The organism is Paenibacillus hodogayensis (assembly GCF_039536325.1).
Classification (GTDB): domain Bacteria; phylum Bacillota; class Bacilli; order Paenibacillales; family NBRC-103111; genus Paenibacillus_AB; species Paenibacillus_AB hodogayensis.
The window spans coordinates 355,460-369,382 of record NZ_BAAAYO010000001.1 but is presented as its reverse complement, the minus strand read 5'-3'; the positions used below and the strand labels follow the sequence as shown (position 1 = coordinate 369,382).

Sequence of the window (13,923 nt, the reverse complement as noted above, 5' to 3'; positions counted from 1 at the left end):
TCATAAGGACGCATAAATCATTCCTTGGAGGAGGTTTTACGGTGGAGGCTATTACGGTTGTGTTCACGGAAAAAGAAAAGGTGGAGGTTCGCAAGGAAACATTCGACCCCGCGCTCGGTCCGGCCGAAGTGCTGTGTGCCGCACGCTGCTCCCTGATCAGCACGGGAACGGAGCTGCAATGTTTGAAGGGGGTATTCGATCCGGATACGAACTGGTCCGCTTGGGTAAAGTACCCGTTTCGCCCCGGCTATTCAATGGTAGCCGAAGTGCTCGACGCCGGATCGGACGTTCAAGGCTTGCGCAAAGGCGACCTCGTGTTCGTCGAGCATTCGCATTCGCAATATTTCAAAACGGACTCGAAGCGGGTAAGTTTGCTTCCCGCAGGAATCGAAGCTGAGCAGGGCGTGTGGGTCAATTTGGCGAAAACGACGCAGCTTGGCGTAAGACGGGCGGAGCTGCAGCTCGGGGAAACGGTCGGCGTGGTCGGACTCGGCATTCTGGGGCAGCTGGTTGCGCAATATGCCTACCTGTCCGGGGTCAAAGAGATTTATGCCATCGATCCGGCGGAAAGCCGTCTGCAGCAGCTCCGGGAACGTCCGGGCATTCGCCGGCTGGCGATGGGGGCGGACGCCGCGCAGGAAACGATCCGAAGCGGCACGGGCGGCAGCCTGCTCGACGTCGTGTTCGATGTGACCGGCCATCCGGCGGCCCTCTCTCAGGCAACCAGACTGGTCAAGCCGCTGGGGCGCGTCGTGCTGCTGGGCGATACGGCTACCCCTTCCCGGCAAGAAATGGGCCGCAATGTCGTGTCGAATTCCGTATCGATTCTCGGCATTCACGGGACGATGGATTACAAATCGTGGGACCACCCGGCTATGACCGCACTATTCTTGCGTTACATCGCCCAAGGCCGGATGGACGTATCCTCTCTGATCACCCATCGCTATTCCCCGGTAAAGGCTGTCGAGGCGTACGAATTATTGGCCAACAACCGGAGCTCGGCCATGGGCGTGCTATTCGATTGGACGAAAGTGGACGTTTGAAGAAATCAATTTGAGACGAATGTGCAAATAAACCGGATGGATGGATAAAGATGGATGCCCCGATTCCGCCTATCATAATAACCAAGGTGCAAGGGAAGACCGGCAGGTTGGATCGCGCACCGGTTGCCGCATCTTGCGAACGCTTCCAGTATCAGAAACGAATGGGAGGAACGCTGCTATGCATACACCAGAGGAATCAGCTGCGGATAGGCAGGATCGGGGAGAGCGTAACAGGGAAGGAGCGACTGCCCCGCTCAGCAGAAGGAAGCTCCTTGCCGCTATCGGGATGGCCGGCGCAGGCATGACCGCCGGAGCGCTCATGAATGGGGCCGTCGGCTTGGCCGCTCCCGCGGGCTCGGTGACGGGAACGGTATACGGCTTGGCGGCGGGCTGCGACAGCTGCGTCGTCCCGGCGACGGTAGCGGAGCTGAGGGCCATGACCGCCCCGGCGGCCGGATCGGTCTTTTACGTAACCAATCCCGGTCAGGAGGGGCATTATGCGTACGATCCCGGCGATACCGTCTCTCCGGACAATACGGGCTTAGTGCTGGTCGGCACAGCCGGGAGCCGATTTAAACGCCTCTATGACGGTCCGGTCCATGCGGGATGGTTCGGGGCGAAAGGGGACGGGAGCACCGACGATACGGCGGCGATCCAGGCCGCCCTCAACAGCCTCGCGGGCGGGGGGGCGGTACATTTGCCGTCGGGGACCTACATCGTCAGCTCGGCGCTCAGCATCCCCTATTCGAAGGTCAAGCTGATGGGGAGCGGAAGCTCGACGATTGTCAAGGCGGCTGACAGCTCCAACTACGAGACGATGATTGCGGCCAGCGGGCTCGGCGGGATCGAGATTGCCGATATGGTCGTGGATGCCAATCAGGCGAACCGGCCCGGATTGACGGTGCGGACGGTGGCCATTCTGCTTGCAAGCTGCACCGATTCGTCCGTAGACCGTTGCGTCGTGCAAAATACGGTGGGCGGAGGAGGCATACCGGGAGTCGGGATCGCGCTTGGCGGCAATTCGACGCGCTGCAAGGTGACCGGCTGTATCCTGAAGGATTGCGGCGTCGCCGGGAAAGCGTCGGACGGCGTGTACACGAGCGGCTTGCAAAATTTGATTATGAACTGCATCGCCCTGAACTGCACGGATACTGGGTTTGTTATCGAGAAGTCCAGCCTGTCGGGGATTATCGGCTGCACGGCCAAGCAATGCGGCGCGGGGGCGGCGATTACGAATGCTTCGACGCAAGACGTTACCGGAAACTTCATCGACGGGCTGACGATTTACGACTGGAGCGCCTCGAATACGGGAGGCATCCAGATCGGCACCCCGAACGCGTCGCCGGGCGCTTTGCTGAACACCAGAGTGTCCAATGTGACGATGGAACGGGTGGCCGGTTCCGGACCCTCGGTATATGCGAGACAGCAGGGCGGCAAAATTATCGGGCTGACGCTGGAAAATATCCGGATCAACGGAGCCGGAACGCAAGGCATTTTGTTCAACGCAAGCGATATCATGATCGCCAACTGTCACATTTACAATACGACGAATGCCGGCATTCAGTCGCAGGGGGTATGCGAGCGGGTGGTCATCGAAGGCTGCTACATATACGGCGGTTCGTTCGGCATCGCGCTGAATACCGGCATCTCGGGCTGTCATATCGTCGGCAATGTGATGATCGGCGTGACGGGCCAGACCAATTACGGCATTTATTGCTTCGGGACCGAAACGAACATCAACTGCATCATGAATACGATCGAGAACGTCGCGCTCCGCAAAATCGGCTACGACCCGGGAACGACGCCGAACGTATTCTCCACTTTGAATGCGGGCATCAGCACGAACGGGACTGTAACCGCTTCCACTCTTGGGGTGGTCGCGCGCAAATTTCCAATTTTCGATAAAGACGGGAACTCCATCGGATTTATTCCCATCTACTCGACCATCACCTGATCATCGCGCATCAAGGCTGCTTGCCGCGGGCGATTCTGGCCCGGACGGATCGGGCATATTCGGTCGGCGTCATATTCGTGGTCCGCTTGAACTGGCGGGAGAAGTAATGAATGCTGCTGTACCCGAGCCGTTCGGCGATTTCCGTGTAATTGAAAGCTTCCTGGCGAATGAGCGTCTTGGCTTTTTCGATCTTGAGACGGTGGAAATATTCGATGACGCCGGAGCCGGTTTTCAGTTTGAAGGCGCGCGACAATTGGGAGCGGCCGACGGAGAACTGGCGGCAAATGTGCTGAAGCGTCATATGGCTTTCCACATGCTCCGACATGTACCCGATAATTTGCCGGGTCAACTCGTTCTCCATATTTTCATTCGTCGTCGACGCCAGCTTCGGCGGGTTTTCCGTTTGCGTCAGACGGCGGGCGAAACGGATCAGCAGCTGCTCCAGATACGTTTTGATCATCTGCTCGCTGCCGAACGGCGCATGTTTGTTTTTGCGCAGTACCCGTTTGAACGGCTTGTCAAGACGCGGAGTGAGCGCATTGTAGCCTTCCTCCACAAGCATCGTCAGCAGCAGACGTTCTTGTTCGTCGATCCGGAACCGCTTGTTCTCGAAAAGCTGCATGGCCGCGGAGGAGCAGTCGAAGGTGACGATGATCAGATTCGGCGGCGCATGCTCCGCGGACCCGCCTCCGTGAAACTCGTTCGGCTTGTAGAAGACAATCTCGCCTTGCCGAAGCGTGAACTTGCCGCTGTCCGTGCGAACGAGCAGCTCACCCTTATCGACATAGACGAACTCCCAGAAATCGTGGCGTTCGCCTCGCGTGTAGTACGAACCTGACAGCTCGTAATAATGGAACGTAATGATCGCATCGATGACAATTTCCTGATGGAGCGGTACGCGCTTATACGCCATGGGAGGATCGTCTCCTTCATACGGGTACTTCTATTATAATCCAAAGAAGGGAGGGGAACAGCATGAAGCAGCCATCCATCTATTACTTTTCCAGCACCCATTGGGACCGGGAGTGGTACGAATCGTTCCAGGGTTTTCGCTTCCGGCTTGTGGCGGTCATGAACGAAATGATCGAAGAGCTGGAGCGGCGTCCGGAGTTTACGACTTTTCATCTGGATGGCCAGACGATCGTGCTGGACGATTACCTGGCGATCGAGCCTGCTCAACGGGAACGGTTGGCCCGGCTTATTCAAGACGGCCGGATCGTCATCGGCCCGTGGTACGTCATGCCCGATGAATATGTATTGTCCGGCGAAAGCCTGATCCGCAATTTGCTGACAGGACGGCGCATATGCCAAGAATGGGGAACCGAGCCGTGGAAATACGGGTACGTTTGCGATATTTTCGGCCATATCGCCCAAATGCCGCAAATTTTTAACGGCTTCGGCATCCCGTACGCAATCCTTGGCAGAGGGGTCAACGAGCACGATGTGCCGGCTCACTTTCGTTGGCGCTCCCCGGACGGGAGCGAGTGCATCACCTTCAAGCTGCAGGATGCGAGCTCCTACGGAGCGTTTCTGGTCGTCCTGATGGAAGCGGAGCGCCGGGGCTTGAGCCCTGACGATACGAAGCAGCTCATCCGGACCGCCGTGGACCGGGAGCTGGGACGGAGTCCGGTTCCCGTATGTCTACTCATGGATAGTCAGGACCACGCCCGGATTCGTCCGAATACGCCGGATTATTTGAACATGATTCGCGAGCTGTACCCGGAAGCCGACGTGCTCCATGTCAATCTGGAACGGATGGGCGAGCAGTTGGAAGCATACCGGCAGGAGCTTCCTGTCCGGTCGGGAGAGCTGAACGAGCCCGGAAAAGCGCCGGGGTCCAATTATTTGATCACCCATACGCTGTCCAGCCGGTATCCGTTGAAGCAGGCGAACGACGAATGCCAGACGCTGCTGGAAAAATGGGTCGAGCCGCTGGCCGCCTTGTCCGCGCTGCGCGGGTTTCCCGTGCAGCGAGCTTTTGTCGATCTCGCTTACCGCTACTTGCTGCAAAACCATCCGCACGATTCGATTTGCGGCTGTTCGATCGATCAGGTGCACCGGGATATGCTGTACCGGTTCGATCAGACGCGGGAGCTGTCCCGGCAAGTCATCCGGACCGTTATGAGCCGGGAGACGGCTGTCCCGGCAACGAGTCATCCCGGGGCTGCGAGGATGGTCACGCTGTGGAACCCGCTGCCGTTTCCCCGACGGGGCGTCGCGACAGTGGACATCGATTTCGAGCCGGACTACCCTGCCCGCTATCAGGAGCCTTTCGGCTATGAGGAGAAAAACAGCTTTACGGTGTACGATCATCGCGGCGAAGAAATTCCGTACGGCTTGTGCCGGATGAGGAAGCGAACGACGGTGAAGGGAGTCGGGGGCGAGGCGAAGATTGCGGACCGTCATACCGTCTCCCTGGAGGTGGACGTCCCCGCGATGGGGAAAGCCCAATATAAGATCGTTCCCGGTGCGAAGCCTTCGCGTTACTTGGAGCGGATGTCGGGACAGGAGCGGGCGGCGGAGAACGAGCGGGTCCGGCTGACGGTCCGCGACAACGGCACAATCGCCCTGTACGACAAGCAAGCCGGGATCGGATACGACCATCTGCTGAGCTACCAGGACGACGGGGAAATCGGCGATGGCTGGTATCACGTCAATCCGGTCGAAGACCGTCTGGTCGCAAGCTATGGCGCGCCTTGCACGATTGAAACGGTGGAGAACGGTCCGGTGCGCACCGTCTTCCGCATCACTCACGAGCTGCGGGTGCCGCGATTCATGGAGCAGGGGACGCACGGGCTGCGGCGCTCTGACGACACGGTCGTCCTGACCGTTCGTTCCCGGATCGGATTGTCCAAAGGAGCGGCGCACGTAGACGTGGAGACCGAGATCGACAATCGGGCGCGGAACCACCGGCTGCGGCTGGCCGTTCCTACGGGCGTGCCGGACTCGCATTATTTTGTCAACCAGCCGTTTGCCTTCGTCGAGCGGAAGACCGGTATCCGTGCGGAAACGCAGGACTGGAAGGAATGCGATGTTCCCGAAAAGCAAATGGGCGGCATTGTCGGCAAGCGCAGACAAGACGGAACGGGGCTGGCGTTCGTATCGGCTTTCGGCCTGCACGAATGCGCCGGGCGCGACGACGATCAAGGGACGATTGATGTGACGCTGTTCCGCTCGTTTGCCAAAACCCGTCAGACGGACGGAGAGGAAGACGGTCAGCTGGAAGGGGTATTGAGGTTTAAGTATGCGCTCGCCGTACTGGACGATGCCGTCACGCCGGCGGAGCTGATCCGGCTGCAGGAATGTTTGCAGACCGATCTGTATGCCGCAACCGGCAAGGTCGGAGACGATAGCGCTCCAGCCGCGCCGGTCTGTTATTTCGAACTGTCGCGTTCCGATATTTGCATAAGCGTCATCAAGCGGCCGGACATCGGGGACGACGACGAATTGATCGTGCGCTGCTACAACGTCTCGGATCGGGAATCCTCCGCCAGGTTTACTTGCTTCCGCACGCTGGCGGAGGTGAACGAGGCGGCGTTGGATGAACGGTCCGGCGCCGCCGTCCCCCATGAAGCCGATGCGTTCGATATCCGGCTCGGTCCCTGGAAAATCCAGACGTATCGGCTGAGGCTCGGACGATAAAAAAGATTGACATTTACGCTGCGTCAACCGGTAGTATTCTCTCCAACGGGCCATTGAAGCCCGAAAGAGGAGGGCACAACCATGAACATTAACGCAATTGACACGCTCCGCAGCCAACGTACGGTACTGGAGGCGGAGCCGGAGCGGCGCGCGGAGCTGTACCGGGAGCTGGTCGTGGAACCGCTGCAGCCGATCTGGGAAACGATACTGGCTAGAATCCCCGCCGCCGGCGGGGATAGACCGGACCCTGTCAGGCTGATGGGATTGTACGACCCGACCGGAGCGCCGTCCGAAGAGGAGGGGCTGCGCGCGCTGACGCTGCTGGAGCGGGCCGGGACCTGGGAAGGCTGTGTGGAAGCGGCCAGGCAGACGATTGACAGGCTGCGGCCGGAGGCGCACGGGATCGTACCGCAAGACGTGCTGTTCACGTTGGCGCTGGCGGATTCGCACAAATTCGCCGAGCCGCCCGGCTATACCGGTTCCGGCGGTACGCCGGGACAGGCGATCGTGATTGTATGGCCGAGCGCGTACAACATACCGCGCCTGCCGGCCATCGTGGCGCACGAGCTTCACCATAACGTGCGGCTGTCGTACGAGCCGTGGACCCGGGATACGACCGTAGGTCAATACCTGGTCATGGAGGGGCTGGCCGAAGCGTTCGCCGCCGAGCTGTACGGCGAGGAACGGCTAGGACCGTGGGTATCCGTCCTGGACGAGGCGGGGCACGAGGAAGTCAAGCCGCGCTACCGGGAAGCGCTGCACGTATCCGGCTTCAATGACATTCGCGGATACATGTTCGGCGATCTGGAAGGGGATGCTTACGGTTTTGCCAAAAAGGGTCTGCCGCCTTACGCGGGTTACGCCGTCGGCTACCGGATCGTTACGTCTTATTTGCGGCGGAGCGGCAAAACCGCGGCAGAAGCGACTTATTTGCCCTGGCAGGACATTGTCGAAGGGTCCGGCTACTTGGAAGAAGCGTAAATCCGCTTGCTCCGTATCGTCTGTCTTCTTTAACAAGGTCAGGTCACCGAACAACCGGGAAGCAATGAAAACCTCCAAAACCGCGATCGATAGCGGTCTTGGAGGTTTCCCTATTGGAACGGTTAATAGACTTCCTGTTGAGATTGCCCATTTTGCTTGTTCAGGTAGGCGGCTATAGCAGTCTGCTCCATATGCTTGGCCCAGCCGAGCGGAGTACCCTGGAACACCAGATCCGTCACATCGAGTCGGGCCCCCGCCTCGACGAGCGTCCGGACCGCATCGAAGGAGCCGGACTGGACCGCCTGATGCAGCGGCGTGGAATGCGCATGAAAGCCGGCCGGGCAGTAGGCGTCCAGGTCGACGCCGCCGAAACCGAGCAGCAGCCCGAGGATGCGCGCATGACCGTAAAAGGCCGCTGCGGCCAACGCCAGCCTGCGCTCCTCCGGACCCGCCGTCGGCGCTAGCCTCGCGACGTCCTCCGTCCGGTCCAAGCCTACGGCGACCGGAAGCGTCAGAGTCGCTCCCCGCTTCAGCAGCCGCCCTACTGCCGCCGTCTCGCGATGGGCGAGTGCGGGAATTACAGCGCCGTCGGGAACGGCGCCCGCTTCGACGAGCAGGTCGATCAGCCGAAGTTGCACGCCGCATTCCCGCGCGACCCGCCCGGAGCTGACGAGCATCAGCGTATAGTCCAGCTGACTTTGCAGACTGTCTGGACTCTCGCTCTGCGCCATGCCAATGAGGAGTTGCGCAACGCTTGCGATATTCCCCGGCAGCTTACCGTTGCGGATCGGGTTTTCGGCCACGAACCATAGCAGGTATGGCTGCCGGAAGTACCCTTCGCCGCAGTCCGCCCGCTCCCGCACGAGCCGGGGGTACACGGTCAACAGCCGCTTCAGCGCCTCCTCATCCCCGGCGTCGATAGCCTCCACCGCTTGACGAAACAGCGGATCGATCGTTTCCAACAGACTAACCCCGTCCATGCGCATCCTCTCCTTTGCGTTGCCTTGCCAATAGGCTTCATTATAGCATAAGGGGAAGCATCATAGAGCGGAGGACCCGCTTTGGCGGGAGAAGCCGGCCATAGCGTAAATGGTTACTGTCGGCTGCCGGCACAAGTGATTTCGTTCACTTTTTGTTAATGAATCAAGTGAACTCGGTTCGTTATTTTTTTGTTGACTTTTCACTGAATTCGCACGGATAACGGAAATTATCCTTTTTCAATCGGCTTATACAGGAGCGTTTTGTTTAGTTGATAAGTAAACAACGATCATGTAAAATAATGGGGACACTTATCACGAAGAGGAGCTATCCGGACGTATGCCGACTTTCGAAGATATAGCCAAGATCGCGAACGTGTCCAAGGCGACCGTTTCCCTTGCGCTCTCGGACAGTACGAAAATTTCTCTGGAAACGAAAATAAAAATTCGCAATATTGCCAAGAGCATCGGTTATAATTTAAGCGGGATGGAAGGAGGCAAGTGGCTGCGCAACAAATCGATCGGTATTTTGTATGTGAGCCACGTTCCGGATTTCGAGAAGGATTTTTTCCGGGATACGCTAATCGGCGTTACCGAGGATGCGGCCAACACCGGCTACGATGTGGTGTTTCTCGGCAGCCATATGCCGAAAAGCGCCGAGGACAAGCCTGACGATCTGGCCGACAAGGTCGTTCAATCCGGCGTCGAGGGCGTCGTCGTCATCTCGTCGATTCCGAATCTGAAAGGGTTCGGGAAGCTGCAGGATATGCATTTCCCGATGGTGTTCATCGGCAACCGCAAGGTGGACGGCTCCGGGCGGCATATTTTCAACGTATGCTCGGACCATTACAACGGCGGCAAGATGGCGGCCGAATATTTGCTGGACGATCTCGGCCATACGCGCATCTCGCTGGTGGGTCGGGTTCAAATGCCGCATTGGGAGCTGGACCGGGCCAACGGCTTTTTCTCGCACCTGCGCAATTCGGGTTTGGCGGATATCGAGAACGGCAAGGTGCTGATTTCCGAACGCTACAAGCCTGAGGACGAAGGCTGGGGAAAACTGGGCGAGATCGGTCCGACCGCCATATTCGCTCTCAATGCGAGCATCGGCATGTCCGTGCTCCATTATTTGCGATCCGTCGGCAAACGCATCCCAGAAGACGTATCCGTTATCGTATTCGACGATTTTGCCTCGTTTCCTTACGAGAATCCGCCGATCACCGTGATCAAACAAAACAAGGAGGCGCTCGGAAGCTTGGCGGTCAAGCTGCTGATCGATTTGCTGGACAAATCGAAAATTCCTCCGAGACAGATGCTCATCTCCACGGAGCTGATCGAACGGAATTCTTGCGCGGCTGCGCAACCATAAATGAAAAGAGGGGGAGAAGATGGGATGCAACAATCCATTCTGAAGTTCGGCATGGTCGGCGGAGGGGAAGGCTCTTTGATCGGCGATATTCATTGCCGGGGAGCGATGTTCGATCGTCTCAGCGTCATTGCGGCGGGATGCTTCTCCCGGGATGCCGCCAAATCGGCGATTACCGGCGAAAGGCTCGGCATCGCGCCGGACCGGATTTATGCGACTTACCAGGAAATGGCCGAGAAGGAGGCCGCTCGTGAGGACCGCATTCATTATGTCGTCATCGTCACGCCCAATCGTTCGCATTATGAGATTGCCAAAGCTTTTCTGCTCCAAGGCTTTCACGTTGTCTGCGACAAGCCGGTCACGATCGAGGAGAGCGAAGCGAGAGAGCTGGAGCGGCTGGCCGAAGAACGCGGTTTGCTGTTCGGCGTCACCTACACGTATTCCGGTTATCCGATGGTCAAGCAGGCGAGGGAGCTGATCCGGCAAGGGGAGATCGGCGAGATTATTTCCGTTATTGCGGAGTATCCCCAGGAGTGGGTGCTGCATGCGACCGAGCCGTCGTGGAGAATGGATGCGCGGCAGGGCAAATCGTGCTGCGTGGCCGATATCGGCGTTCATGTCGCGCATACGGTATCGTACATCACTGGGCTCGAGATCGATTCGCTGTGCGCGGATCTGCAAACCCACGGCACATTGACGGAGCTCGACAACCACGCGAATATTTTGCTCAAATATACGGGAGGCGCGACCGGCATGTACTGGTGCTCGCAGGTGGCGGTCGGCAGCAAAAACGGCTTGCGCATCCGGCTGTTCGGCACCAAAGGATCGCTGGAGTGGCAGCATGAGCGTTCCGAGGAGCTGCAGCTTTGTGTAAAAGGTAAGCCTTTTCAATTGCTTTCCCGCGGCAGAGACCCGATGCATCCCGCCGCTGCGGCGTTCAACCGGCTGCCCGGCGGTCATCCAGAAGGGCTGTACGAGGCGTTCGCCAACATCTACGCCGCGTTTGGCGGCGAATTGTCCAGGCTGCTGCGGGACAGGACGCTGGACGGGGCGGAGCCGGCCGACTATCCGCGCATCCGCGAGGGCGCCGACGGAGTCCGTTTCGTCGACAAATGTCTGGAAAGCTCGGACAAAGGCTCCGTATGGGTCAAATACGGCTCTTCCGCCGCTGCATCCGAGGCAGCCGCGGCTGCGGAGTGACGAGGCGCTGCGCCCCTTGCGGAATGCGGATCGGCGAGCTTTATGTAGCGTATTACCCGATATGGTATACTAGAAGAAAAACGTTGGTTAAGGGAGAGTGGCGGCAATCAGAAGGCTGAAGCCTAAAAACGATTTTATTTTTCAAAGATTGTTTGGAGAGCAGGAAACCAAAAGCAGTCTGATTGCGCTGCTAAACGCTATTCTTGGGGGAGAGGGCTCGGACCCTATCGTCGATTTGGCGGTAATCGAGAACAAACAGCTCGACAAACTATGGATAGACGATAAGACCGGACGTCTTGATGTCAGGGCGGAAACTTCTAACGGGATTCAGATCGATATTGAAGTGCAGCTTACGAATCAGAAAAACATGCCTCGACGCACCTTGTTTTACGCCAGCAAGCTCTATACCAGCTCGATTAAAGCGGGCGGCAAATACGAGGAGCTTAAAAAAACGGTTACCATTAATATCGTGGATTTCAGGCTTTTCGATTTTGAGCGTTTTCACAGCTCGTTTCGTCTCTATGAAGATCAGGAACCAGACTACTTGTTGACGGATGCAATGGAACTGCATTTTATTGAATATCCGAAGTTCGCCTCCGTCTCCAAAAACTTGGAAGATCCGTTGCATCGCTGGCTTTTGTTTTTGGATGAAAAGCTGCCGGAACCTCAACTGAAGGAGTTGATGCAGATGGACCCGGAAATCCGGAAGACGGAAGAACGGCTGGAGTGGTTGAGCGGCGACGAAGAGACAATCCGGCTATACGAGGCTCGGGAGCATGCCTTGATTGAGTTGAACAGTTTGTTGTCCGAAGGAAGAGCAGAAGGAAGAGCAGAAGGAAAAGCCGAGGGAAAAGCCGAGGGAAAAGCTGAAGTGGCGCTCATGATGCTGGAGGAAGGTATGGATCGGAAGGTCATTCGGAAAATGACCGGCTTGTCAGAGGCGGAGCTCGATCATCTTGCCGAAAAGCGGAAGTAGTACGGCATCCAGCTTTTCTAAAAAAACAACAGTCCTTCATTAGATTGCTTGCAAGCAATCCATGAAGGACTGTTTGGCTTTGTCCATTCAATCGAGTCGGTTTGATGGTCGCGGCTTCGCTCCATGAACAAAACGCAAAGATAGCCGAGATCGTCAATCTATGTTTTCCGGCTCGGACGGCTGCGCTCTTGGATGAAACGGACATGCTCTAACAGGGGCGCCATGCCATCCTCAAGGGAGGACAACGGCCGACCGAGGATCGCGGCCAGATCGGGAGAGGTGGAGCGAACGTCGATTTTCTGCAAATAGCCGTACAGCCAATGCCTAGCCTCGGCGCTTTCGCGATGAAGGACAGGCTTGCCTGCCAAGCGGGACAAAGCGTCGGCGGCGTCTTGGAAAGTCCATGCCCGGTTCGCCGTCAGCTCGTACGTCCGGTGAAGATGCCGCGGACCGGGCTCGGCTGCCACGGCTGCGATCGCTTGCGCAAGATCGTTGCGGGACACGGCGTTGAACGTCCACTCCCCTGGCGCGGTAGTCCATTCCCCGGAAACCACGGCGCCCTCAAGATCAAATGAGGCGAGGAAATCGAGATACAGCGCATTGCGCAAAAAGGTGTATGGGAGCCCGGTCGCGGCAATCGCCCGTTCCGTAGCCAGATGGAGAGGATGCGGAGGGGTCGTGCCGTCTCCCGGGAAAGCAAAGCCCGTATACAGAATGTGCTTTACCCCGGCCTGCTTGGCGGCTTCGACTACATGGGCATGCTGACGCAGCCGGACCGTATCGTCGCGATGGGAGCTGGAGATGAAGATAAGCTTGGAAACGCCGGCAAAAGCGGCGTTTAACGTTTCCGGTTGATCGTAGTCGGCGTGCCGCACCTCGATTCCTTGCCCGGCAAGGGCAACCGCCTGCTCCGGTTCGCGGGCGCAGGCAATGATGTTCGAAGGGTGGACCCGCTCCAGCAAATAGGAGCAGACGAGGCTGCCCAGCTTTCCCGCAGCTCCGGTTATACAAATGGACATCGTATCTCGACCTCTCTTTGGACAAATAGTTAAATGTTTAACCATATGGATGGTCAAAACGGTATTCCGGAGAGCGGATTACCGAATTTTCTTTGCTTATAGGCTATGCGATTTGGTGCGGTTCAGCTTGTCCAGCAGGCGAATCAATTGGCGCTGCTCGTCCTCCTCAAGTCCTTGCATGGCGTCGGCTATCGTCTGGCGGTTGCCGGGCAAATGGTCCAGCAGCAAGGCTTCGCCCGCTTCCGTAATCGATACGACCGTCTTGCGCCCATCCTGCGGATGAGCGGCGCGTGCAACCAGTCCGTCCTTCTCCAAAGGAGCGAGCAAAACAGTAATATTCGGTTTCGTTACGCCGATTCTTCTCGCCAGCACGGAAGGGAGCAGCGTTCCTCCCGCTTTGGCGATTTCCGCCAGCAGCCGGATTCGGGCACCGTTCAAGCCTTTGGAATGCCAATATTTCTCGGAAATGCCGACCAGACCGGCGGTCGTCTCGACCAGAGCGAAAAAAGCTTGCGTTTGAACGGGAGGATGCAGGAGCATTCGCTGTAGATCGTCGGTCATAGTAGCGGCCTCCTGTTGGATATAGTTAAATGTTTAACTATTTTAGAATAAGGCAGGTTCCTGGAAAAGTCAACAAGAAGCGTTAAGTGCCGGAGCGCGCGCCTGTGAACGGGAAATTGCCCCATAGAAAGCAAAGACGCCCCGACCGCAGGAACGGATGGGACGCCTTGGATGCCTTCGATGCCTTGGGTGCCTTGATACGCC

Annotated in this window: 11 protein-coding genes; 7 read left to right on the top strand and 4 right to left on the bottom strand. The window is 57.8% G+C overall.

Annotated elements, in window-relative coordinates:
• Nucleotides 1-41: 41 nt before the first annotated feature.
• Both ABD796_RS01400 and ABD796_RS01395 read left to right on the top strand, forming a co-directional pair.
• Entirely contained in the window at nt 42-1,043 is a 1,002-nt protein-coding gene (locus tag ABD796_RS01400) for a zinc-binding dehydrogenase (protein ID WP_344901708.1), read from the top strand.
• A 178-nt stretch (nt 1,044-1,221) separates the two neighbouring features.
• On the top strand, nt 1,222-2,997 hold the full coding sequence (locus ABD796_RS01395) for a glycosyl hydrolase family 28-related protein (RefSeq protein WP_344901705.1): 1,776 nt from the start codon (nt 1,222-1,224) through the stop codon (nt 2,995-2,997).
• Between the two features lie 10 nt (nt 2,998-3,007).
• On the opposite strand, the gene ABD796_RS01390 is transcribed toward ABD796_RS01395, so the two are convergent.
• Nucleotides 3,008-3,910, bottom strand: coding sequence for a helix-turn-helix domain-containing protein (locus ABD796_RS01390; RefSeq protein ID WP_344901702.1), 903 nt, complete (start codon nt 3,908-3,910; stop codon nt 3,008-3,010).
• A gap of 62 nt (nt 3,911-3,972) precedes the next feature.
• Here ABD796_RS01390 and ABD796_RS01385 point away from each other — a divergent pair, with 62 nt between their 5' ends.
• Together ABD796_RS01385 and ABD796_RS01380 are read left to right on the top strand one after the other, a co-directional pair.
• Entirely contained in the window at nt 3,973-6,639 is a 2,667-nt protein-coding gene (locus tag ABD796_RS01385; protein ID WP_344901699.1) for an alpha-mannosidase, read from the top strand.
• An 81-nt stretch (nt 6,640-6,720) separates the two neighbouring features.
• Nucleotides 6,721-7,620 carry a DUF2268 domain-containing putative Zn-dependent protease gene (locus tag ABD796_RS01380; protein WP_344901696.1) on the top strand — a complete coding sequence of 300 codons (900 nt, stop codon included), beginning with the start codon at nt 6,721-6,723 and terminating at the stop codon, nt 7,618-7,620.
• A 122-nt stretch (nt 7,621-7,742) separates the two neighbouring features.
• Here ABD796_RS01380 and ABD796_RS01375 read toward each other — a convergent pair whose 3' ends face one another.
• Nucleotides 7,743-8,600 carry an ankyrin repeat domain-containing protein gene (locus tag ABD796_RS01375; protein WP_344901693.1) on the bottom strand — a complete coding sequence of 286 codons (858 nt, stop codon included), beginning with the start codon at nt 8,598-8,600 and terminating at the stop codon, nt 7,743-7,745.
• Between the two features lie 337 nt (nt 8,601-8,937).
• Between ABD796_RS01375 and ABD796_RS01370 the strand changes: the two genes are divergently transcribed.
• The 3 genes from ABD796_RS01370 to ABD796_RS01360 all read left to right on the top strand — a co-directional run bounded on the left by ABD796_RS01370 (nt 8,938) and on the right by ABD796_RS01360 (nt 12,139).
• On the top strand, nt 8,938-9,966 hold the full coding sequence (locus ABD796_RS01370; protein ID WP_344901690.1) for a LacI family DNA-binding transcriptional regulator: 1,029 nt from the start codon (nt 8,938-8,940) through the stop codon (nt 9,964-9,966).
• 24 nt (nt 9,967-9,990) lie between these two features.
• Nucleotides 9,991-11,163: a Gfo/Idh/MocA family protein gene (locus ABD796_RS01365; RefSeq protein ID WP_344901687.1), complete on the top strand. Its 1,173-nt coding sequence runs from the start codon at nt 9,991-9,993 to the stop codon at nt 11,161-11,163.
• A 97-nt stretch (nt 11,164-11,260) separates the two neighbouring features.
• Nucleotides 11,261-12,139 (top strand): Rpn family recombination-promoting nuclease/putative transposase, encoded by an 879-nt coding sequence (locus ABD796_RS01360; protein ID WP_344901684.1) that lies wholly within the window; start codon nt 11,261-11,263, stop codon nt 12,137-12,139.
• A gap of 158 nt (nt 12,140-12,297) precedes the next feature.
• Here the strand turns inward: ABD796_RS01360 and ABD796_RS01355 are convergent, their stop codons facing one another.
• Together ABD796_RS01355 and ABD796_RS01350 are read right to left on the bottom strand one after the other, a co-directional pair.
• The gene (locus ABD796_RS01355; RefSeq protein WP_344901681.1) at nt 12,298-13,158 is read right to left on the bottom strand and encodes an NmrA family NAD(P)-binding protein; all 861 of its coding nucleotides are present in this window, start codon (nt 13,156-13,158) and stop codon (nt 12,298-12,300) included.
• A gap of 96 nt (nt 13,159-13,254) precedes the next feature.
• Nucleotides 13,255-13,719 carry a MarR family winged helix-turn-helix transcriptional regulator gene (locus ABD796_RS01350; protein ID WP_344901678.1) on the bottom strand — a complete coding sequence of 155 codons (465 nt, stop codon included), beginning with the start codon at nt 13,717-13,719 and terminating at the stop codon, nt 13,255-13,257.
• Nucleotides 13,720-13,923 lie beyond the last annotated feature (204 nt).

Coding starts and splice junctions, on each gene's coding strand:
- ABD796_RS01380 (WP_344901696.1), top strand. CDS start 6,721: ATGAACATTAACGCAATTGACACGCTCCGCAGCCAACGTACGGTACTG.
- ABD796_RS01395 (WP_344901705.1), top strand. CDS start 1,222: ATGCATACACCAGAGGAATCAGCTGCGGATAGGCAGGATCGGGGAGAG.
- ABD796_RS01390 (WP_344901702.1), bottom strand. CDS start 3,910: ATGGCGTATAAGCGCGTACCGCTCCATCAGGAAATTGTCATCGATGCG.
- ABD796_RS01365 (WP_344901687.1), top strand. CDS start 9,991: ATGCAACAATCCATTCTGAAGTTCGGCATGGTCGGCGGAGGGGAAGGC.
- ABD796_RS01355 (WP_344901681.1), bottom strand. CDS start 13,158: ATGTCCATTTGTATAACCGGAGCTGCGGGAAAGCTGGGCAGCCTCGTC.
- ABD796_RS01385 (WP_344901699.1), top strand. CDS start 3,973: ATGAAGCAGCCATCCATCTATTACTTTTCCAGCACCCATTGGGACCGG.
- ABD796_RS01375 (WP_344901693.1), bottom strand. CDS start 8,600: ATGGACGGGGTTAGTCTGTTGGAAACGATCGATCCGCTGTTTCGTCAA.
- ABD796_RS01370 (WP_344901690.1), top strand. CDS start 8,938: ATGCCGACTTTCGAAGATATAGCCAAGATCGCGAACGTGTCCAAGGCG.
- ABD796_RS01350 (WP_344901678.1), bottom strand. CDS start 13,719: ATGACCGACGATCTACAGCGAATGCTCCTGCATCCTCCCGTTCAAACG.